This is a genomic window from Pseudomonas sp. 5.2 (genome assembly GCF_059025405.1).
This window is the reverse complement of sequence record NZ_JBYBHH010000003.1, coordinates 383,657-405,364: the sequence shown is the minus strand read 5'-3', so window position 1 is coordinate 405,364 and position 21,708 is coordinate 383,657. Positions and strand designations below refer to the sequence as shown.

Below are 21,708 nucleotides of genomic sequence, written 5' to 3'. Positions count from 1 at the left end.
ATGGAAACCCGAGCACATCATGTCCTCATTGGCCTGGTCACCGTCCTGGTGGTGGCCGGTGCCATGCTGTTCGGCCTGTGGCTGACCAAGTCCAGTGTCGACGATGCCTTCAAGGATTACGAAGTGGTGTTCAACGAAGCCGTCTCGGGCCTGTCCCGGGGTAGCCCGGTGCAGTACAACGGCATCAAGGTCGGCGACGTGTCGACCCTGCGCCTGGACCCCAAAGACCCGCGCCGCGTGCTCGCCCGCGTACGGCTGAGCGGCGACACACCGGTCAAGGAAGACACCCAGGCCAAGCTGACCCTGGCCGGGGTCACCGGCAACTCGTTCATCCAGCTCAGCGGCGGCACGCCCCACAGCCCGGAGCTCAAGGGCAAGGACGGCAAGTTGCCCGTGATCATCGCTTCGCCTTCGCCAATCTCACGCCTGCTCAACGACAGCAGCGACCTGGTGACCAACATCAACTTGCTGCTGCACAACGCCAACCAGATGTTCTCTGACGACAACATTGGCCACCTCAGCAGCACCCTGGCCAACCTCGACAAGACCACCAGTGCCTTCGCCGGCCAGAACGGCGGCATTGCCCAGGCCATCGAGCAACTGGTGCAGGTTGGCAAACAGGCCAGTGCCACCCTGGCCGAAACCCAGGCACTGATGCGCAACGCCAACGGCCTGCTCGGCAGCGAAGGCAAGCAAGCCATCGGCAATGCCGGGCAGGCCATGCAGTCGCTGGCCGACAGCACGGCAACCATCAACCAGTTGCTCAAGAACAACAGTGAGGCCATTGGCGACGGTGCCCAGGGCCTGAACCAGCTAACCCCCGCAATCCGCGAGCTGCGCGAGACCCTCAACGCACTGAAGGGCATTTCCCGGCAACTGGAGGCCGACCCGAGCGGCTACCTGCTCGGCCGCGACAACAACAAGGAGTTCCAGCCATGAAACCTTCGCTGCGCCTGTTGGCCCTGGCGGCCGCGATGAGCCTGGCCAGTGCCTGCTCGATCCTGCCGCCAAGCGAACCTGTGGACCTCTATCGCCTGCCCGTGAACCAGCCAAGCCGCGTTGCCACGCCGCTGGACTGGTCGCTGCGGCTGAACAAACCGCTGGCCAGCGAAGTGCTGGCCGGCCCCCGGATCACGGTGATTCCACAAGGGGACGTGGTCAGCAGCTACAAGGGCGCACGCTGGAGCGACGCTGTGCCGGTACTGCTGCGCAACCGCCTGCTCGACGGGTTCCAGCGTGACGGCCAGGTGCAGCGCCTGAGCGCCGACGACAGCAACCTGCAGGCTGACTACGAGCTGGCCGGCGAACTGCAGGCGTTTCAAAGCGAGTACCGCCCAGACGGGGCGGTGGAGGTGGTGATTCGTTACGATGCGCGGCTGGTCCAGGGCCGTAGCCAGCGCATTCTGGCCAGCAAACGGTTCGAAATCCGCCGGCCGTTGGCCGACCAGCAGGTCGCGGCTGTCGTCGCAGGCTTCGGTGCGGCCAGCGACCAGCTGGCAGGGCAGGTGGTGGCCTGGACAGTCGCCCAGGCCGCGCAGGCTCAGCCGAAGAACCAGTAGCAGACGAAGATCGCCGCGACCACCCCGGAGAACTCCGCCAGCAGTGCGCAACCGACCGCGTGGCGCACCCGCTGGATGCCCACCGCACCGAAGTACACCGCCAGCACATAGAACGTGGTCTCGGTACTGCCCTGGATGGTCGCTGCGACCAATGCCGGGAAGCTGTCCACGCCTTGCGTCTGCATGGTCTCGATCAACATCGCCCGCGCGGCACTACCGGAGAACGGCTTGACCAGCGCGGTGGGCAGGCCTTCGACGAAGCGTGTATCCAGGCCCATCCAGTTCACCGCATGGCGAATGCCATCCAGCGCCAGCTCCAGGGCGCCCGAGGCGCGCAGCACACCCACCGCCACCAGCATGGCCACAAGGTAAGGCAGCAGGTTCTTGGCCACGTCGAAGCCTTCCTTGGCCCCTTCGACAAACGCTTCGTACACCTTGACCCGCTTCAGCGCGCCGATCACTAGAAACAGCATGATCACGCCAAACAGCGTGAGGTTGCCCAGGAGCGACGACAGGCTCGACAGCGCGGCCGCCGACAAGGTGCCGAGAAAGGCCATGAAGCAGCCCAACAGCAGCGCACCGGGGATCAGATACGCCAGTACCACCGGGTCCCACAAACGCAGGCGCTGCATGACGGCCACCGACAGCAGGCCGACCAGGGTCGACACGCTGGTGGCCAGCAGGATCGGCAGGAACACCATCGTCGGGTCGGCCGCGCCTTGTTGCGCGCGGTACATGAAGATGGTCACCGGCAACAAGGTCAGCGACGAGGCGTTGAGTACCAGGAACAGGATCTGCGCGTTGCTCGCGGTGGTGCTACTGGGGTTCAGCTCCTGCAGTGCCCGCATGGCTTTCAGGCCGATCGGCGTGGCCGCGTTGTCCAGGCCCAGGCCATTGGCGGCGAAGTTCATGGTGATCAGGCCCAGGGCAGGGTGGCCCTTGGGTACCTCTGGCATCAGCCTGGCGAACAGCGGGCCAAGCACCTTGGCCAGCCATTCGACGATGCCGGCCTTCTCGGCGATTTTCAGAAAGCCCAGCCACAGGGTCAGGGTGCCGAACAGCAGGACCATCACCTCCACCGACAGCTTGGCCATGGCAAAGATGCTCTCGACCATCGCCGCGAAGATGCCGGCGTTACCGCCGATCAGCCATTGGGCCAGGGCGGACACGGCCGCCACCAGGAAAAAGCCGAGCCAAAGGCCGTTGAGCATCCGTGTATTCCCCCTGAAAAATGCCCGAATGATAGCGTATCGAGCTGTTCATTAGCGCCAAACGTAGCCCACCTCCCTGTAGGAGCAGCCTTGTGCTGCGAAGAGGCCGGTGACAACTGTTCTGTTCTCAGCGCCTGCCCCGGCCTCTTCGCAGCACAAGGCTGCTCCTACAGGCCGGTGTGCTTTACAACAGATAGCAAAAAGCCCCGACAAGTCGGGGCTTTTTGTTCAACGCGTTAGCTTCAGCGTTTGGCGGTCTGGCCAACCACTGCAGCTTCCTGCTTGTCGGCCATCAGCGAGGCGTAGTACTGCTCGCCCTTGGCAGCGTCGTACATGCCTTCCCAGCGTGCGATAACAAGCGCGGCCAGGGCATTGCCGACCACGTTCAGTGCGGTACGGGCCATGTCCATGATGCGGTCGACACCGGCGATGAAGGCCAGGCCTTCCAGCGGGATGCCTACGCTGCCCAGGGTCGCCAGCAGTACCACGAAGGATACGCCCGGTACACCGGCAATGCCTTTGGAGGTGACCATCAGGGTCAGGACCAGCAGCAGCTGCTGGCTCCACGACAGGTCAATGCCGTACAGCTGGGCAATGAAGATTGCCGCGATGCTCTGGTACAGGGTCGAACCATCGAGGTTGAACGAGTAGCCAGTCGGTACCACGAACGAGCAGATCGACTTCGGCGCACCGTACTTCTCCATCTTCTCGATCACCCGTGGCAGCACGGTTTCGGAGCTGGAGGTGGAGTAGGCCAGGATCAGCTCATCTTTCATGATGCGCATGATCTTGATCACCGAGAAGCCGAACACGCGCGCCACCAGGCCCAGCACCATGAAGGCGAAGAAGGCGATGGCGAAGTACACCAGCAACACCAGCTTGGCCAGCGGCAGCAGCGAGCTGAAGCCGAAGTTGGCGACGGTGACGGCGATCAGGGCGAATACGCCGATCGGGGCGTAGTTCATGATCATGTGGGTGACCTTGAACATGGTCTCCGACACAGCCTGGAAGGTACGCACCAGCGGGTCGCGCAGTTCTGCCTGCAGGCTCGACAGGCCCAGGCCGAACATTACCGAGAAGAAGATGATCGGCAGCATTTCGCCACGCATCAGCGCTGCGAAGATGTTCGACGGGATCAGGTTCAGCAGGGTTTCGATGAACGCGTGCTCATGCTGCACTTCGGCCGCGGTTGCCTGGTACTTGGAGATGTCCACGGTACCCAGGGTGCTCATGTCGATGCCGGCGCCCGGGTGGAACAGGTTGGCCAACACCAGACCGACGACGATGGCGATGGTGGTCACCACTTCGAAGTAGATGATGGTCTTGAGGCCGATGCTGCCCAGTTTCTTCGCGTCGCCAACTCCGGCGATGCCCACGATCAGCGACGAAATCACGATCGGGACGACGATCATCTTGATCAGGCGAATGAAGATGTCACCAGCGGGCTGGAGGACGTTGCTGATCCACCATGCCTTTTCCGCACTGAAATGATTCAGTAGCGCGCCGATTGCAACGCCCAGGACCAGACCGATAACGATCTGCCAGGCGAGGCTCAGTTTTGCCTTCTTCATGTCTTTACCCTTTGTTCTAGTGGTCATGGGCGTCGAACGAAAACGCGCGTAACAGAGCCGTTGGCAACGTCACGGTGAGCGAAAAAGCTTCCGTCCGGCGACCTCATGTAAGGACACCGCGAGCGAGCGACAGGGCGCTCGGGCCAGCGAAAAGGCGGCAACTATTGCGATGGGGAAGGGGGAAATCTAATGCCGGAAACGCATACCCCATGCCGATACTGCATAATTGTTTGCGCTGAAAATGGCATGTCGCAAGTGCTTGATTTATAACGTTCGGAAACCCGAACAAGACCAAAGCGCCATTTTTGGGCCGATATGGCAGTGCATAGGGAGGGGGACGAATGGCTTGTTCGACAATCCGAATGGCCGAAATGACACTTGCGGCAGCGGCATCGAACGGAAAAAAAATGTGATGTACGGTCGAGACAAAATGTGTCCCGAAGCGAAAAACACGCAAGAGGGGCCATTGGACGATGGCATTGATGAAATGGCTGATGGCTCCTCGGAAGTCAGGTCGGTGCGGTGTCCCCGATGACACCCCCGACCTGAGGCTTCCGATTCCGCCTTTCCTGACCCGGCCCAATACTGGAGGCACTCCCTGTACCCCTAGGCCACTCCGATCTTGCAACAATCAGAACAGCCCGGCCCCATGGTCATGTGCTGCCCCTCCTCGGGGCGGCGCATCATAGAAGCCTGAACTATAAAAAGGTTCAGCTTCTATTACGTGACAGTGCGTTACCGTTCATCAGCGCTGGCTAAACGCTCAGTACCATTTCGGGTCACGCTTGAGTTGCTCGCGCAACATCGCCTTCATGCCGTCATCCGGCTTGCCAAGCCAGCGGTACTGCGCATGACGGGTAGGCGACTTGTCGCTCGGCAAGCCTTCGGGTACCTCCACGAGCATCCCGTAGGCATCGTCCTTGTCCCAACTGAACGCCACGATCAGGCGTTTGTAGGTGCAGTTGTCCGCCGTTTCGCACAGGGGGCCGACCAGGTACTGGTCGCCGTCCTCGGTGACTGCCGACATCTGCTCCTGGGCACTGCCGGTGAGGTTGACTACCCAATCGGGCAGCCGTTCCTCACCCTTGATCGTGTCCTCCCAGGCTTCCCGGTATTCAGGGTCCGAGCCGAGCAACTGGTCGACCCGGACCTGGCCGTCATTGGCCGCCATCGCCCCTGCACTGCCGCCCAGCAACAAGGCGGCAGCCAGGGCAGTGCAAAGCTTCCTGCTCATCGTCAACCTCGACCACGTCCAAAGAAGAAGGAGGCTACGAACAAGACCAGGAAGACGATGAACAGGATCTTCGCGATACCCGTGGCGGCGCCAGCGATACCACCGAAGCCCAGTACGGCGGCGACAATGGCGATGATGAGGAAAGTGATAGCCCAACTCAGCATGGTGGTTCTCCTTTCTTTTTTGAAATCAATCCGGCCCTAGGCGTCCAGGACAGGCTCAGAACACCCAGCGATCCTGGGGTACGACAGTTTCTACGGTGGCCGGCGATGCATTGGCCTTAGGCGAAGGCAGCGGGTCAGCCGCCCTGACCAGGGTGCTGGCACGGGTTGCCTGAATCTGCGTCAACAGCGCGGTCTGCGCCGCCACTTGATCCGCCAGACGCGCGGTCTGCCAGCTGTAGTAGAAGAGGCCGGCGGCCAAAGTCATCAGCAGCGCCATGCCGAGAAACAGGAACTGGCGCAAAGGCAGTGCGGCGTTCTGCGAGCGGTTGACGGATTGGCGGTTCATGCCGGCTCCTCCTGCTGTAATTGTTGTTCAAACCTGAACAGGTAATTGCAGCCTGCATGCCAGCCTTTGAATTCAATAAAATTCCTTTAAAATCAAATACTTAAGATAATCACCCATGGCACCGAAGGACGTATCCTGCACGATGCCGTCCTTGGCGTCGTGCGAATTGCACGATCAGCCCTCGACCTTGGTCGCGACCTTGAGCAGGTCGGCGTCCACACCGCGCACGCCGATGATCTGCCGGGCGATCTCCACGGCGATGGTTTTCTGCTCGCTGCTGACCACCTCTCCCGACAGCCGCACCAGGCCCTCTTGGCTGGCCACCTTGAGGTTCAGGCCATCGAGGTTGCGGCTGAAACGGAAGCTGTTCTGGATCTTGTCGACGATCCAGCTATCGCTGGGTTGCGGCCCGGTCGGGGCACCCACCGGGTTCTCGCGAGCCTTGGCCATGGCGGCGGTATCCAGGCTGACCAGGTTGTTGACCAGGTGCACGCCGTCGGTGGTTCGCGCCACCACCCCAGCCAGCTCCTTGGCCTCTGTGCTGTCGACCCTGCCGCGAAGCGTCACCACGCCATCGCTGCTTTGCACCTCGATAGGCGCTTTCTCGGTCGTGCGGCTCCACAGCAGCCGTGCCCTGATCACGGCAGCCAACGTTGCATCTTCCAGCCGCTGTGCATAAGCCCGCAGTTCCAGCGGGCGCTCCACCAGCTGCGCATTGACCTTCAACTGGTTGTCCACCTTTTCGATACCGCGGGTAGCCAGGGCGACATGCTCGGCCAACTGGCGCTCGACATCGTTCTCGACCTCACCGGTCAGCCGCGCCTGCTGGCCGTCCACCTCGACATCGATGCGAAACGGGTTGAGCATCCTGTTGAGCGATAACGCGGTTTGCAGTGAGCCCTCCAGGCGGGCGTCCTGCACAGGGTCAGCGAATGCCGGGGTCAATACCGGCAGCAAGGTGGCCGCCAACACGGCCAGTCGTGGGGAAAAGGGCATGGCTGTGCCTCCTTTGTTGGCAAAAACAGAAAATAGTCGCAACCAATGTGCCAGCGCGTAGCTCTAAGCAAATCATCGAGATATCGCGGTTTTCGGGCTTACTTTGGCCATTGGCTAGCATGCAAAGGACAGAATCCTTCAGAATTGACCATGCAACTTGCCCGATTTTTCCCACACTAATTGAAGATCTATCCTAAGGAGCGCAGGAAATGGAATCAGCCCAGGACAACCAAGGCCGCATTCTGCTGGTGGATGACGAGTCCGCGATCCTGCGCACCTTCCGCTACTGCCTCGAAGACGAAGGCTATAGCGTGGCCACCGCCAACAGTGCCGCCCAAGCCGAAACCTTGCTGCAACGCCAGGTATTCGACCTGTGCTTCCTCGACCTGCGCCTGGGCGAGGACAACGGCCTCGACGTGCTGGCGCAGATGCGCATCCAGGCCCCCTGGATGCGGGTGGTGATCGTGACCGCGCATTCGGCGATCGACACCGCGGTGGATGCCATCCAGGCAGGGGCGGCCGATTACCTGGTCAAGCCCTGCAGCCCAGACCAGCTGCGCCTGGCCACCGCCAAACAGCTGGAAGTGCGCCAACTGTCGGCACGCCTCGAAGCCCTTGAAGGCGAGGTGCGCAAACCCAAGGACGGCCTCGACTCGCACAGCCCGGCCATGATGGTGGTGCTGGAAACGGCGCGCCAGGTCGCAACCACCGATGCCAACATCCTCATCCTGGGCGAGTCCGGCACCGGTAAGGGCGAGCTGGCCCGCGCCATTCATGGCTGGAGCAAGCGTGCGCGCAAAGCCTGCGTCACCATCAACTGCCCCTCGCTGAATGCCGAGCTCATGGAAAGCGAGCTGTTCGGCCATACCCGCGGCGCCTTCACCGGTGCCAGCGAGAGCACCCTTGGCCGGGTCAGCCAGGCCGACGGAGGCACGTTGTTCCTGGATGAAATCGGTGATTTCCCACTGACCTTGCAGCCTAAGCTGCTGCGCTTTATCCAGGACAAGGAGTACGAGCGCGTGGGTGACCCGGTCACCCGACGCGCCGATGTGCGCATTCTGGCTGCCACCAACCTCAACCTCGAGGAGATGGTGCGCGAAAGCCGCTTCCGCGAAGACCTGCTGTACCGCCTGAACGTGATCACCTTGCACCTGCCGCCCCTGCGCGAGCGCAGCGAAGACATCCTGACCCTGGCCGACCGTTTTCTGGCCCGCTTCGTCAAGGAATACTCCCGGCCCGCCCGCGGCTTCAGCGACGAAGCCCGTGCAGCCCTGCTCAACTACCGCTGGCCTGGCAACATCCGTGAACTGCGCAACGTGGTCGAACGCGCCAGCATCATCTGCCCGCAGGAGCGCGTCGAGATCAGCCACCTGGGCATGGGCGAACAACCGGCCAGCAACGCACCACGGGTTGGCGCGGCATTGAGCCTGGATGAACTGGAGCGCGCCCACATCGGCGCGGTGCTGGCTGCCAGCGATACCCTTGACCAGGCCGCCAAAACCCTGGGCATCGATGCCTCGACCCTGTATCGCAAACGTAAGCAGTACAACCTATGAAGTGGCAGATGAAGCTGCGCACGCGGCTTTTCCTCAGCATTTCGGCCCTGGTCACGGTGGCCTTGCTCGGCTTGATGCTGGGCCTGGTGAGCGTGCTGCAGATGGCCTCGGTGCAACAGCAGCTCGTGCGAGACACCACCCACGCCCTGGAAGTGGGGCTTAAATTGCGGCAGAACCTCGGCGAACAGCTGACCCTGATCCTTGACGAGGACACCGCGCCGCAAAGCCTGCAAGTGCTGCAAGACAACTTCCAGTCCCTGCTCAACCAAGGGCTTGAACAAGGCGGCGAACGTACCGGCTTCAGCAAGGCCAGCAGCAATTACCAGACCTTCCTCGAGGCCTACCGCGACAGCCCCGCACCGGCGCGCAGCATGGGTATGGACCAGCCCCTGGGGGATGCCTTCAACCAAGTGCGCACCGACCTCATCGACGCCCACAAGCAAGCGCTGGATCACATTACCCGCAGCGAGGAACATACCCGCGATCGCGCCTTGATGGTCAGCGGCGTCCTTGGCCTGATGGGCTTGGTGATCCTCGTGCTGGGTTTCATCACGGCGCACAACATCGCGCGACGCTTCGGCCAACCGATCGAAGCCTTGGCCAAGGCGGCCGATCAACTCGGCAAGGGCGACTTCGATGTGACGCTGCCAGTCACTCAGGCCATCGAGCTGAACCAGCTGACCCGCCGTTTCGGGCTCATGGCCGACGCCCTGCGCAAGCACCAGGCAACCAACGTCGATGAACTGCTGGCCGGCCAGCAACGCCTGCAAGCGGTGCTCGACAGCATCGACGATGGCCTGCTGATCATTGACCGCCAAGGCCGCCTGGAACACCTCAACCCTGTGGCGCAGCGCCAGCTGGGCTGGAGCGACAGCCGCCTGGGCAGCACCCTGGCCGAAGCCTTGCAACGCCCGGAGCTGGAGCAACAGCTACGCCAGGTGCTGCGCGGTGGCAGCCTAGATCGCCCACCCGACGACCTGAACATCGACGTCGATGAAGAAACCCGCCTGCTGACCTACAGCCTGACACCGGTCAGCCACCCCCAGGGGCCGATCCTGGGTGCGGTGATGGTGCTGCACGATGTCACCGAGCAACGGGCCTTCGAGCGCGTACGCAGCGAGTTCGTGCTGCGTGCCTCGCACGAGCTGCGCACCCCGGTCACGGGCATGCACATGGCGTTCGGCCTGCTGCGTGAGCGGGTGAAGTTCCCGCCCGAGGCGCGCGAGTACGACCTGCTCGAGACCATCGGCGAGGAAATGCAGCGGCTGACCCAACTGATCAACGACCTGCTCAATTTCTCCCGCTACCAGAGCGGCCTGCAGAAGCTCGACCTCGCCCCCTGTGCCATCGATGAATTGCTGGAGCGCGCGCAGCTGCGTTTTAACGAGCAGGCCGCGCACAAACAGATCGAGTTGATCAAGGAGCTGGAACTGCCGCTGCCACGTATTCAGGCCGACATCGCCCAGCTCGACCGGGTGCTGGACAACCTGCTGCACAACGCCGTCCGCCATACCCCCAGCGGTGGCCGTATACGGCTTCACGCCAGGCGGCATGCGGAGCGGGTGATCATCAGTGTCGAAGACAATGGCGAGGGTATCGCCTATGGGCAGCAAGGGCGCATCTTCGAGCCCTTTGTGCAGGTCGGGCGCAAAAAAGGTGGCGCGGGGCTTGGCCTGGCGTTGTGCAAAGAAATCGTGCAACTGCACGGCGGCAGAATGGGCGTGTTTTCCCGGCCGGGGCAGGGTACTCAGTTCTACATGGCACTGCCGGTCTGACGACAGGGTTTGCCCTCAAGACTCATCGGTACCCCGCCGCGCCGGCACCGCCCGCCACCCACGGGTCACCAGCTCGGCAAACTGGCGGGCGTTCAACGGCCGGGCGAATAACCAGCCCTGGCCGTAATTGACCCCTTCACTGTTGAGCAACACCGCCTGGTCTTCGCATTCGATGCCTTCGGCAATCACCCGCAGGTGCAGGTCGTGGGCCATGCGGATGATGTGCGGGGCCACACCACTGCTGGCGGCATCGTGCCCCAAGGCATCAATGAAGGCCTTGTCGATCTTCAGGCAGTCCACGGGCAGCGTCTGCAGGTAGGCGAGGCTGCAGTAACCCGTGCCAAAATCGTCGATCAATACTTGGTGGCCCACCGCACGCAGGGCCTGCAGGTTGTCGCGCGCTACCACCACGTCGATCAGGCCGCGTTCGGTCACCTCGAAGGCGATCTGGCTGGCCGCCACCCGATGCAAGGCCAGCAGCCGCGCCGCCACCCGGCCAATGCGCGGGACCATCACATCACACGCCGCAAGGTTTACCGAGATGTACAGGTTGCGGTGCGACCGCAGCAACTGGCCCAACTGCTCAAGCACCCGCTGCAAGACAAAGTCAGTGATCTGGCGGATCTGCCCGGTATTTTCGGCCAACGGAATGAACAGGTCCGGGCTGGTCAAGGTGCCGTCCGGACGGCGCCAGCGCACCAGGGCCTCGGCACCGACACAACGCCGTGTGTCGAGTTCGATGATCGGCTGGTAAAGCACCTGCAGTTCGCCCCGGCGCAGTGCGTTCTGCAGCTCCGAGCTCATCGAGCGCCGCTGCAGAATCAGCTGCAACACCAGCCAGCCAATGCAGCAGGCGGCCAGCACGCTGCCAGGGAACAGCAGCCAGAGCATGCCGTTCATGCGCAGGGGCAGGCTGGCGCGTGGCGCAATCAGCACCAGTTGGTAATCCGGCGATTTGGTCGGCATGCGGTAGATGAGGCGGTCGCTCAATTCGAGCAGCGACTTGTGGCTGGCCGACCAGGCTGAGGGCGGTGGCCACACCTGCGGCGGGCCTAGTACCGGGATGGCCCGGGTACCGTTGTCCAGCACCACCACCAGGCTGCCACCGGGCGGCAGGTCGACAACATCGGTCAGGTGCCCGCGCGACGTGGACACCACGAAATTGCCACGCCCCAGCATCAGGGCCGCCAGATTTTCGTCGGGCTCGATCGTGGTGTTCAACCAGTAGCTGTAGGTCGGCCCCTTGATGTCAGGCGCGCGCAGTGGCTCGAAGGCCCGTTCATCCCCCCGGTTGGAACAGGCGACATGGGCATCGACGTACGCGGCTTCATAAATGAAGCGTGAACTCAGGCCCACCTGCTGCAATGCCGCCAGCATCTCTGGGCTGCAGCCGCGCAAGGGCTGTGCCTGCAGGGTGTCGACCCCTTCACGAAGCTGGCCGAATACCTGCTCGAGGCGATCAAGAAAGCGCTCGCCCTGCGCATTCATCTGTTCGCTCTCGCTTTGTTTCATCTGCTGCAGGGCAATACCGATGCTGGCGGTGAGCAACAGTGCGGCGCTGGCCAGTGCTGCCAGTGAGGCCAGCATCCAGGGACGGTAAAAAATTTGGCGCAGCGTGGCGATGAGGGCTGACATCAAGGGCATCCAGTTGATTACCAAGGTATAGCAACTGAATCGAGAATCATCCTCGCCGTTGGGCGATTAACGGGTCAAGGGCTGCTGCGCAGCCCATTCCCCCTGCATCAACGCATGCGGTTGAGCACTTGCAGCATGGCGGCCGTCTGGGCATCGGGCATGCCATCGAAGCGTTGTGGGCGGAAGCGCATCTGGAACGCCGCGATCACATGCCGGGTGGCCACGTCGAGTTCGCCAGTTTGCGCGATGGCATAACCAAACCGCGCCAACTCCTGCTGGTACCAGTTCACGCTCGGCGGGTTGACGCTGAAGAAGGCTTGTTGCCGCGCCACTGCGTTAGGCTCGGGCCAGATACCGATACCCGCGTCGGCCAGGCGCTTCCACGGGAACAACGGGCCTGGGTCGAGCTTGCGCAACGGCGCGATATCGCTGTGGCCAACGATATGCCGGGGGTCGATGTTGTTGCGTTTGACGATGTCTTTGAGCAGCGCGATCAAGGCCTGAACCTGGGCTTCGCTGTAGGGGTGCCAGACTCGGCCATTCGGCGTGTCGGTGAACCCCGGGTTGACGATTTCGATCCCGATCGAGGTCGAATTCAACCAGGTGCGCCCTTGCCATTGGCTGTCACCGGCGTGCCAGGCGCGGCGGCTTTCATCCACCAGTTGATAGACCGTGGCCGGGCCATCGCCGATCAGGTAGTGGCTGCTGACCTCGCCATGGGTCAGTAGCGCCAATGAGCGCTCGAGCGACGCATTGGTGTAGTGCAGGACGACAAACTGGATACGCTCGTCCTGGTTGGCCGACGGGTGGCTGCGGTCAATGCGCAGGCCCGTCGAGCAACCCGCAACAGCAACCAGCAAGCAGGTGAGCAGTGTTTTTTTAACGGTGGAAAGCACGTCGGCGGCCTCAGCGTGTAAGCGCTACAGTATAACGTGCTCTGAATGGCCTGTGCTCGCCGTGAGTCAGCGCCGCCCCTTACCCCTGCTCGACACGGTTGCGCCCCAAGTCCTTGGCACGGTACAGCGCGGTGTCGGCGCGCTTGAGCACCTGGTCACCGCGCTCGCCGGAGCGAAATGCACCCAAGCCAATGGAGGCGGTGATCACCACGCGCTCGCCTTTAAAATGGAACGGGCAGGCTTCGATGGTCGCACGCAGTAGCTCAGCCATCTGTGCGGCCGCGGCGGGTGAAGTCTGCGGGAACAGCAGGACGAATTCCTCACCGCCAAAGCGGGCGATGAAGTCGCGCCCGCGCAGGCGCTTGCGCAGCTGGTCAGCGACGATCTTCAGCACCTTGTCACCCGCCAGGTGCCCATAGTTGTCGTTGATGCGCTTGAAGTGGTCCAGGTCGAGAATCGCCATGGCCAAGTGGCCGCCGTTTTCATGCCAGTCGAGCATCTCGCGTTCCAGGTGCTCGCTCCAGGCCGCGCGATTGGGCAGGCCGGTCAGCGGGTCGAGCAAGGCCTTTTGCCGCTGCTCTTCAAGGTGCTCGCGATAGCCAAGCGCCTCGTGCTCCATGTTCGCCACGCGCTCGGACAGGCCCTGCAGGCGACCGGCAAGTTCCTGCTCGCGGCGATCACGCTCATGCTTGTGCTCGTCCATGGTCACCAGCAAGCCCTCGAGCCGGTTTTCCAGGATGTGCTTGAGGCTGTCCACGTCGGCGGCACCCTTCACACTGCTCTGCAGCCCATCGACCTGCTGACGCAACTGGGTATCCAGTGCCTCGGCGGCGGTGCTGTTGTCGGCATGCCCGGCACTGGCTTCGTGAAGGTGGCTCTGGAAGCCTTCCAGGCGCTCGTTGAGCTGTTGCAGGTAGGTCTCGAATTCGTGCTGGCCGCTGTCGGTGATCGCCAGCATCAGCACCGCCAAGTCGTCGAGCACCGGGATCAGTTCGTACCAGTTCAGCCCCCGCGCCACCCGCTCGCGCATTTCCAGGGCCTGGGCCTTGTGCCGCTCGGGCAGGCTGAGGTCGTCGAGCAGGCCGATCAGGGTCTGCTCGATATGGGCGGCCACTTGGCTGTAGGGCGGCTCTACCGCATAGGGCAGGGCATAGGGGCCATCTTCACCGAACGTTTCTTCCAGCGTCTGCGGCGGTACGGCCTCTGGCGTGGGTTGGCTGAGGGCTGGCTCTGGCGCTGTCGCCTCATCCGGCACAGGCTCGGGTTGTGGCGCGCTCGGCACGTCTGCGGTTTCGATCAGCGCCGGCCCTTCCAGCTCCGCTACCAAGGCTGGCTCAGCCAGTGCAGGGGGTGCCAGGGGCAGCAGTGCGTCTACATCCTCGGGCTGCGGGTCTTCAGCAACGCGCTGAACGGGGGCGGCAACGGGCGGCGCCACGGCCTCAGCCATTGCCGCAACAGGCGCCGCCGCCAGTGCAACCTCTGCTTCGTCGGGCTGCTCGCTGTCACGACCACCAAACAAGCGCTGCAAAAAGCCTGGCCGCTCTTCTTCAGGCTTGCCCAACGCATCCAGCGCGCGACCTTGCAGGCCACTCAGCTCCCCCAGCAACGGGGGCAGCTCACGCGACTGGGCAACCCCGCCGTCGAGTTTTTTCGCCAGTTTTTTCAGCGGCCGCGAAATGTCGCTTGGCAGCGGCAAGCCTTGCAGCTGGGTGACCAGCGCCGTCAGCGCATCGCTGACCTGGTTCATGCGGGTTTCCCGGCGTTGCTCGGAATCCAGCACGGCTTTTTCCAGGCGCGGAATCAGCCCGGCAAGGCCTGCGTCCATGTTGTCGCTGCGGATGACCTCGCGCATTTCCTTCATGCACTGGTCCACCACCTTGTCACTGCCTTCGGCAGCCAGGGTGCTGCGCACCAGCCCACGACGCAACAGGTCGAGACGCGCGTCCCAACGGCGTTCAAGCTTCTCTTGCTGCTCGATGCTCTTAAGGTATTTCTCTTTCCAGCGCTCAGCGTCGTCAGTCATGCCCGGGCCCGCAAACGGTGATGGCAATTAGCTCAAAACCGGCAGCGTATCCACAGTCAATGCATCAGGCAATCGAATCTCGACGGCAACGGGAAGGTGATCGGAAATTGGCTGCGCCAACACCTCGACGCGCTCAAGGGTGAGGCTTGGGCTGAGCAGGATATGGTCCAGGCAACGCTGCGGTCGCCAACTGGGGAAGGTGGCCTCGACTTGCGGGGCGACCAGGCCCAGGTCGCGCAGGGGGGAATGCTCCAGCAGGTCGGTGGCATGGGTGTTCATGTCACCCATCAACACCTGATGGCGGTAGCCGCCAATCAGCTCGCGAATGTAGCCAAGCTGCAGGGCGCGGGTTTTGGCGCCGAGCGCCAGGTGCATCATCACCACGATCAGCGCATCTTCACCCTCGCCGAAGCGCACCAGAATGGCACCGCGGCCGGCCGGGCCGGGCAGGGGGTGGTCTTCAAGGTGTTGCGGCTTGAGGCGGCTGAGCACGCCGTTGCTGTGCTGGGCGAAGCGCCCGAGGTTACGGTTGAGCTGCTGGTACCAGTAAGGGAAGGCGCCCAGTTGGGCCAGGTGTTCGACCTGGTTGATGTAGCCCGAACGCAGGCTGCCGCCATCGGCTTCCTGCAAGGCCACCAGGTCGAAGTCACTGAGCAGCTTGCCGATTTTCTGCAGGTTGCTGGCACGCCCGGTGTGCGGCAGCAGGTGCTGCCAGCTGCGGGTCAGGTAATGCCGGTAGCGCTCAGTGCTGATGCCGACCTGAATATTGAAACTGAGCAGCCGCAGGCGCCCATCCTCTGGCAGGCCGGGCGCCTGCAGGTGATGTTCGTTGACCTGCGGCTGGTGCAGGCCAATGCCACGCGTGCTTCGGAAGCGGGGCATGGGTACGCCGCTTACTTAGCGGCGCGCTCCTTGGCGATCAGCTGGTCGGCAACATTCAGCACGCCCTCTGGCCCGCCTGCGGTGCCCAGGTCGAAGCGGTACTTGCCGTTGACGACCATGCTCGGTACGCCGGTGATTTCGTACTTCTTCGCCAGTTCCTTGGCCTGGTTGACCTGGCCTTTGATGGCGAAGGAGTTGAAGGTGGCGAGGAATTTGTCCTTGTCCACGCCTTGGGTGGCGAGGAAGTCGGCCATGTCCTGAGGGTCGGTCAGGCGCTTTTTCTGGTTCTGGATGGCGTCGAAGACAGCGGCATGCACCTTGTGCTCGACGCCCATGGCTTCGAGGGTCAGGAACATCTGGCCGTGAGCGTCCCACGGGCCACCGAACATGGCCGGTACGCGCTTGAAGTTAACGTCTTTCGGCAGTTTTTCAGCCCACGGGTTGATTACCGGCTCGAAGTGGTAGCAGTGAGGGCAGCCGTACCAGAACAGCTCGACCACTTCGATCTTGCCAGGCACGGAAACCGGAACAGGGTTGCTCAGCTCGAGATATTCCTTGCCGGCAACAGGCTCGGCGGCCTGTACGGCGGTCATACCGAATACGCTGGCGGCGACCAGCGCAGCGCTGAGAATCAGTTTACGCATGCTTTACTCCTGAGCATTCATGGGTCGCCTCGACGCGACCTGTGTTGAGACAGGCCGGGCCAGGCCCGAGTTCTGTAGTGTAACGGCTGCGGACGTAAAAAAGGGCGGTCCGGCCGCCCTTTCATCTTTGGCTTACAACATTAACCGAATGTTAATACGCCAGCTTCTTCGCGGGTTTGCCCGCGAAGAACTCGCCATTTACCTCAGTGCAGGCCCTGGATGTAGCTGGCCAACGCTTCGATATCGTGGTTGCTCAGCTTGCCCGCGATGGTACGCATGGTCATGGCATCGCCATCGTTGGTACGCACGCCTTCACGGAACTCGGTCAGTTGCTTGGTCACGTATTGCGAGTGCTGCCCGCTCAGGTGCGGGAAGCCGGCCAGGGCGATACCTGCGCCGTTCGGTGAGTGGCAGCCGGTACAGGCGGGCATGCCTTTTTCCAGGTCGCCGCCATTGAACAAGGCGCGGCCGCGTTCGACGAGCTTGGGGTCGGCCGCCCCGACGCTGCCTTTCTGGCTGGCGAAGTACGCCGCGATATCGGCCAGGTCCTGGTCACTGAAGGCCGCCAGCATGCCGGTCATCTCCAGCACGGTGCGCTTGCCAGACTTGATATCGTGCAGTTGTTTTTCGAGGTAACGCTGGCCCTGGCCTGCCAGTTTCGGGAAGTTCGGTGCCAGGCTATTGCCGTCGGGGTTGTGGCAGGCACCACAGACGGCCGTCTTGGCCTGGCCGGCGGCGGCATCGCCTTTGATAGGTTCCGCAGCAATGGCCGCACCTGCGACACCCATGGTCAACAGCAGACTCACGACTAGTTTGTTCATCAGCTAATCCAACACGGCTAAGGGTGAAATGTTATGTATCGGGACTGCCGCTCATCCAAAGGATGACCAAACGGTAGTCCTCGGCACTGCAGTCCATGCACAATCCACGCGGCGGCATAGCCTTGAAACCCTGGGTCACATGCCTCACGAGTACATCCACACCTTGCGCCAGCCTTGGCTCCCATGCTGCCCGGTCACCCTGCTGGGGGGCCTGTGGCAACTGACCGGCGTGACAGGCCGCACACGTGCGGTTGTACAACACCTCGGGATCCTGTGTAGCCTGTGCGCTGAAAAACGGCAGGAACATACCGACAGCAAGCAGCCATTTCGCCATGCGGAACGACCTTCAGGGTTGGGGGCCGCGCTGCGTTCTGATGCGCGAGCTATTGTTCGACACCCCATGCTCGCTCTCCTTCGCTGGGAGAATGAGCACACAAAAACTGGGGCATTATATACTTCCGCCATCCAAACGGAAACGACACCGCTTGCCAGGCTCGAGCCTTCAGAGTCAGGCAACACCCACATCGGATATCCCATGCAAGTCAAGAACCCCATCCTCGGCCTCTGCCAGAAAGCCACATTCGCCCTCAGCGCAGCCAAGGTCGAACAATGCCCGGACGACCAGGGTTACGAGGTGGCTTTCGCCGGCCGTTCCAACGCCGGCAAATCCAGCGCCCTCAATACCCTGACTCATGCCAGCCTGGCGCGTACCTCGAAAACCCCGGGGCGCACCCAGCTGTTGAATTTCTTCAGTCTGGACGATGAACGGCGTTTGGTCGACCTGCCGGGCTACGGTTATGCAAAAGTACCGATTCCACTCAAGCAGCACTGGCAGCGCCACCTGGAAGCCTACCTGGGCAGCCGTGAGTGCCTACGCGGTGTGATCCTGATGATGGACGTGCGCCATCCGATGACCGACTTCGACAAGATGATGCTCGACTGGGCCAAGGCCAGCGGCATGCCGATGCACATCCTGCTGACCAAGGCCGACAAACTCACCCACGGCGCCGGCAAGAACACCTTGCTCAAGGTGCAGTCGGAGATCCGCAAGGGCTGGGGCGACGCAGTGACCATCCAACTGTTCTCGGCACCGAAGCGCCTGGGGCTGGACGAAGCCTACCGCGTGCTGGCGGACTGGATGGAGCTGGAAGACAAGCCGGCAGCCTGACGGCCTGCATAGACCCCAGTAGGAGCAGCCTTGTGCTGCGAAGAGGCCATGCAAGGTTGTAGATATCTGTTGCCTGTATTGGCCCTTTCGCAGCACAAGGCTGCTCCTACAGTGGGGAGCAGCAGCGCCTGTCAGGCAAATCGCAGGCAAAAAAAACCCCGGACTTCGTATGGGGAGGGGGAAGTTCGGGGTCCAAGTCCGGACCGCTAGGGCGGGGTCCAGATATCTGCCAACACTTAACACAACATAGGAGCATCGAAGGGCTTCACCAGCCATTCAGTTACTCTGAGTTCCGCTTCACCGGTTTAGTTCCGAAGCCCTGAAAACTATTTGCGATAGTTTCATGAAACTCCAGCACTAATAGCATCTAGCCATGCCAGGATCCGCGTCACCACGTCGCAGATCCTACACAGCTTTGTCGGCTCAATCAGTGAGCTTCGTCCCAATTCGCGCCAATTCCTGCCTCCACCAACAACGGTACATCCAATTGCGCGGCGCGGCTCATGTGCAGACGAATTTCATCTTTTACCTGCTCGACCAACTCCTCACGCACCTCCAGCACCAATTCGTCGTGCACCTGCAGGATCACGCGGGCATCCAGGCCGCTCTCGGTCAGCCAGTTGTCCACATTGACCATCGCCCGCTTGATGATATCGGCAGCCGTACCCTGCATCGGTGCGTTGATCGCCGTCCGCTCAGCGCCTTTGCGCAGGGCCGGGTTCTTGGCGTTGATGTCTGGCAGGTACAGGCGACGGCCAAAGAGCGTTTCGACGAAGCCTTGCTCGGCGGCCTGAGCGCGGGTGCGTTCCATGTAGGCCAGCACGCCCGGGTAGCGGGCGAAATAGCGGTCGATGTAGTCCTGGGACTGCTTGCGGTCGACGCCGATCTGCTTGGCCAGGCCAAAGGCGCTCATGCCGTAGATCAGGCCGAAGTTGATGGCCTTGGCACTGCGGCGCTGGTCGGTGGTAACAGCCTCAAGCGGCACGCCGAACACTTCAGCCGCAGTGGCGCGGTGCACGTCGAGGTTGTTGCGGAAGGCATGCAGCAAACCTTCGTCCTTGGCAAGGTGAGCCATGATGCGCAGCTCGATCTGCGAATAGTCCGCCGCCAGCAGCTTGTAGCCAGGGCTGGCCACGAAGGCCTGGCGGATACGCCGCCCTTCGGCGGTGCGGATCGGGATGTTCTGCAGGTTCGGGTCGCTCGACGACAGGCGCCCGGTGGCCGCCACCGCCTGCTGGTAAGAGGTGTGAATGCGCCCGGTGCGTGGGTTGATCTGCCCTGGCAGTTTGTCGGTGTAGGTGCTCTTGAGCTTGCTCAGGCTGCGGTACTGCATCAGTACCTCAGGCAGCGGGTAGCCTTGCTCGGCCAGTTCGTCGAGTACCGCCTCGGCGGTAGACGGCTGGCCCTTGGCGGTCTTGCTCAGCACCGGCATGCCCAGTTTGTCGTAGAGGATCGCACCCAACTGCTTGGGCGAGCCCAGGTTGAATGTCTCGCCAGCCAGTTCGTAGGCGCGGCGCTCCAGTTCGGCCATCTTCACGCCCAGTTCGCCGCTTTGCACGTGCAGCAGCTCGGCATCCACCAGCGCACCCTGGCGCTCGATCTTGGCCAACACCGGCACCAGCGGCATCTCGATGTCCATCAGCACCGGCTGCACGCTTGGGGTTTTGGCCAGGCGCGCCTGCAGCGCTTGGTGCAGGCGCAGGGTGATGTCGGCGTCCTCGGCGGCGTACGGGCCGGCCTTGTCCAACGGGATCTGGTTGAAGGTCAGCTGTTTCGCGCCCTTGCCGGCAATCTGCTCGAAGGTGATGGTGGTGTGGTCGAGGTACTTCTGCGCCAGGCTGTCCATGTCGTGGCGGGTGGCCGTGGAGTCCAGCACATAGGACTCGAGCATGGTGTCGTAGGCCACGCCGCGCATGTGGATAGCCGGGGCGCCATTGGCCAGGATGTTGATATCGTACTTGGCGTTTTGCCCGACCTTGGCTTTGGCTGCGTCTTCGAGCAGGGGTTTGAGCGCCAGCAGCACAGCCTCGCGGTCCAGCTGAACCGGCGCGCCTTCGTAGTCATGGGTCAGCGGCACATAGGCGGCTTCGAACGGCTCGACCGCGAACGACAGGCCGACCAGTTGCGCCTGCTGCGCGTCCAGGCCGGTGGTTTCGGTGTCGAACGCAAACAGCGGGGCCTGGCGCAGTTTGGCCAGCCAGGCGTCGAAACGGGCCTGGTCGAGGACCGTCTCGTACTTCGGCTCGACCTTGGCCGCCGGTGCCGCTTCTTCAGGCACGGCCACGGTTGCCCCGGCCCTGGCAGCTTCACGCTGAACGTCGGCGACCCAGCTCTTGAACTCCATCTCGGTGTACAACGCCAGCAGCGCATCGCGGTCTGGCTCGCCGCAGACCAGCGCCTCGACTTCGATATCCAGCGGCACATCGATCTTGATGGTGGCCAGCTCATAGGACAGGAACGCCGCCTCACGGTGTTCCTCAAGCTTGGCCGGCAAGGTCTTGGCGCCACGGATGCTCAGGCCCGGGACCTTGTCGAGGTTGTCGTAGACATCACGCAGGCCGCCACCGATACCGGTCAGCAGGCCGGCAGCGGTCTTCTCGCCCACACCCGGCACGCCCGGGATGTTGTCGACCTTGTCGCCCATCAGGGCCAGGAAATCGATGATGTGCTCGGGGCCAACGCCGAACTTTTCGTGCACGCCGGCAACATCCATCACGCTGCCGGTCATGGTGTTAACCAAGGTGACGTGACCGTCCACCAACTGCGCCATGTCCTTGTCACCCGTCGAAATGATCACCGGCCGGCCTTGCGCCGCGCTGCTGCGCGCCAGGGTGCCGATGACATCGTCGGCCTCCACGCCTTCGACGCACAGCAAGGGGTAGCCCAAGGCCTTGACGCTGGCATGCAGGGGTTCGATCTGCACCCGCAGGTCATCGGGCATGCTCGGGCGGTTGGCCTTGTACTCGGCGAACATCGCATCGCGGAAGGTACCGCCCTTGGCGTCGAACACCACTGCAAACAGGCTGTCAGGGTATTGCTTGCGCAGGCTCTTGAGCATGTTCAGCACACCCTTGACCGCGCCGGTAGGCATGCCTTTGGAGGTGGTCAGCGGCGGCAATGCGTGGAAAGCGCGGTAGAGGTAGGAGGAACCGTCCACCAGGACGAGGGGCGCTTGGCTCATGAGCAGAATCAACCTTTTCGGCGGGTCCGGAGCTAGAATAGCCGGA

The 21,708-nt window shown here is 62.5% G+C and carries 19 protein-coding genes; 5 read left to right on the top strand and 14 right to left on the bottom strand.

The annotated features are described in order from the left end of the window. Both AC5PZ0_RS07710 and AC5PZ0_RS07705 read left to right on the top strand, forming a co-directional pair. Positions 1 to 939 carry an MlaD family protein gene (locus AC5PZ0_RS07710; protein WP_027591959.1) on the top strand — a complete coding sequence of 313 codons (939 nt, stop codon included), beginning with the start codon at positions 1 to 3 and terminating at the stop codon, positions 937 to 939. Then, positions 936 to 1,559: an ABC-type transport auxiliary lipoprotein family protein gene (locus AC5PZ0_RS07705; protein ID WP_493854613.1), complete on the top strand. Its 624-nt coding sequence runs from the start codon at positions 936 to 938 to the stop codon at positions 1,557 to 1,559. The genes AC5PZ0_RS07710 and AC5PZ0_RS07705 overlap by 4 nt, the downstream gene beginning before the upstream one ends. Here the strand turns inward: AC5PZ0_RS07705 and AC5PZ0_RS07700 are convergent. The 6 genes from AC5PZ0_RS07700 to AC5PZ0_RS07675 all read right to left on the bottom strand — a co-directional run bounded on the left by AC5PZ0_RS07700 (position 1,541) and on the right by AC5PZ0_RS07675 (position 7,081). Continuing rightward, entirely contained in the window at positions 1,541 to 2,770 is a 1,230-nt protein-coding gene (locus AC5PZ0_RS07700) for a nucleoside recognition domain-containing protein (protein ID WP_027591961.1), read from the bottom strand. The two genes, AC5PZ0_RS07705 and AC5PZ0_RS07700, sit on opposite strands and share 19 nt — an antisense overlap. Before the next feature lie 242 nt (positions 2,771 to 3,012). Beyond that, positions 3,013 to 4,341, bottom strand: coding sequence for a glutamate/aspartate:proton symporter GltP (gltP, locus tag AC5PZ0_RS07695; RefSeq protein WP_027591962.1), 1,329 nt, complete (start codon positions 4,339 to 4,341; stop codon positions 3,013 to 3,015). 763 nt (positions 4,342 to 5,104) lie between these two features. Further along, positions 5,105 to 5,575, bottom strand: coding sequence for an inhibitor of vertebrate lysozyme family protein (locus AC5PZ0_RS07690; protein WP_027591963.1), 471 nt, complete (start codon positions 5,573 to 5,575; stop codon positions 5,105 to 5,107). 2 nt (positions 5,576 to 5,577) lie between these two features. Continuing rightward, the gene (locus tag AC5PZ0_RS07685; RefSeq protein ID WP_003252966.1) at positions 5,578 to 5,739 is read right to left on the bottom strand and encodes a DUF1328 domain-containing protein; all 162 of its coding nucleotides are present in this window, start codon (positions 5,737 to 5,739) and stop codon (positions 5,578 to 5,580) included. Positions 5,740 to 5,794: 55 nt separating this feature from the next. Further along, complete coding sequence (locus AC5PZ0_RS07680) at positions 5,795 to 6,085, bottom strand: hypothetical protein (RefSeq protein ID WP_085272104.1); 291 nt, start codon at positions 6,083 to 6,085, stop codon at positions 5,795 to 5,797. Positions 6,086 to 6,259: 174 nt separating this feature from the next. Beyond that, complete coding sequence (locus tag AC5PZ0_RS07675; RefSeq protein WP_493854612.1) at positions 6,260 to 7,081, bottom strand: BON domain-containing protein; 822 nt, start codon at positions 7,079 to 7,081, stop codon at positions 6,260 to 6,262. A gap of 209 nt (positions 7,082 to 7,290) precedes the next feature. Between AC5PZ0_RS07675 and algB the strand changes: the two genes are divergently transcribed. Together algB and AC5PZ0_RS07665 are read left to right on the top strand one after the other, a co-directional pair. Beyond that, a complete protein-coding gene (gene algB, locus AC5PZ0_RS07670; RefSeq protein ID WP_274884329.1) occupies positions 7,291 to 8,637 on the top strand; it encodes a sigma-54-dependent response regulator transcription factor AlgB in 1,347 nt (448 codons plus the stop codon). Continuing rightward, the gene (locus AC5PZ0_RS07665; protein WP_493854611.1) at positions 8,634 to 10,412 is read left to right on the top strand and encodes a KinB sensor domain-containing domain; all 1,779 of its coding nucleotides are present in this window, start codon (positions 8,634 to 8,636) and stop codon (positions 10,410 to 10,412) included. The genes algB and AC5PZ0_RS07665 overlap by 4 nt, the downstream gene beginning before the upstream one ends. Positions 10,413 to 10,427: 15 nt before the next feature. Here AC5PZ0_RS07665 and AC5PZ0_RS07660 read toward each other — a convergent pair whose 3' ends face one another. The 7 genes from AC5PZ0_RS07660 to AC5PZ0_RS07630 form a co-directional block, all read right to left on the bottom strand. Beyond that, positions 10,428 to 12,047, bottom strand: coding sequence for an EAL domain-containing protein (locus tag AC5PZ0_RS07660; protein ID WP_099428015.1), 1,620 nt, complete (start codon positions 12,045 to 12,047; stop codon positions 10,428 to 10,430). 107 nt (positions 12,048 to 12,154) lie between these two features. Next, entirely contained in the window at positions 12,155 to 12,943 is a 789-nt protein-coding gene (locus AC5PZ0_RS07655) for an N-acetylmuramoyl-L-alanine amidase (RefSeq protein WP_493854610.1), read from the bottom strand. Between the two features lie 79 nt (positions 12,944 to 13,022). Next, positions 13,023 to 14,966, bottom strand: a complete 1,944-nt coding sequence (locus tag AC5PZ0_RS07650) for a GGDEF domain-containing protein (protein ID WP_493854609.1) — start codon at positions 14,964 to 14,966, stop codon at positions 13,023 to 13,025. A gap of 27 nt (positions 14,967 to 14,993) precedes the next feature. Next, positions 14,994 to 15,848, bottom strand: coding sequence for an endonuclease/exonuclease/phosphatase family protein (locus tag AC5PZ0_RS07645; protein ID WP_027591971.1), 855 nt, complete (start codon positions 15,846 to 15,848; stop codon positions 14,994 to 14,996). 11 nt (positions 15,849 to 15,859) lie between these two features. Beyond that, positions 15,860 to 16,492: a thiol:disulfide interchange protein DsbA gene (dsbA, locus tag AC5PZ0_RS07640; RefSeq protein ID WP_085272105.1), complete on the bottom strand. Its 633-nt coding sequence runs from the start codon at positions 16,490 to 16,492 to the stop codon at positions 15,860 to 15,862. A 203-nt stretch (positions 16,493 to 16,695) separates the two neighbouring features. Next, positions 16,696 to 17,313, bottom strand: coding sequence for a c-type cytochrome (locus AC5PZ0_RS07635; protein WP_085272106.1), 618 nt, complete (start codon positions 17,311 to 17,313; stop codon positions 16,696 to 16,698). A 31-nt stretch (positions 17,314 to 17,344) separates the two neighbouring features. Further along, a complete protein-coding gene (locus AC5PZ0_RS07630; protein WP_027591974.1) occupies positions 17,345 to 17,647 on the bottom strand; it encodes a c-type cytochrome in 303 nt (100 codons plus the stop codon). A gap of 201 nt (positions 17,648 to 17,848) precedes the next feature. Here AC5PZ0_RS07630 and yihA point away from each other — a divergent pair, with 201 nt between their 5' ends. Then, positions 17,849 to 18,481 (top strand): ribosome biogenesis GTP-binding protein YihA/YsxC, encoded by a 633-nt coding sequence (yihA, locus tag AC5PZ0_RS07625; RefSeq protein ID WP_252826349.1) that lies wholly within the window; start codon positions 17,849 to 17,851, stop codon positions 18,479 to 18,481. A gap of 427 nt (positions 18,482 to 18,908) precedes the next feature. On the opposite strand, the gene polA is transcribed toward yihA, so the two are convergent. Next, positions 18,909 to 21,662, bottom strand: a complete 2,754-nt coding sequence (gene polA / locus AC5PZ0_RS07620; protein WP_454242704.1) for a DNA polymerase I — start codon at positions 21,660 to 21,662, stop codon at positions 18,909 to 18,911. Between the last annotated feature and the right edge of the window lie 46 nt (positions 21,663 to 21,708).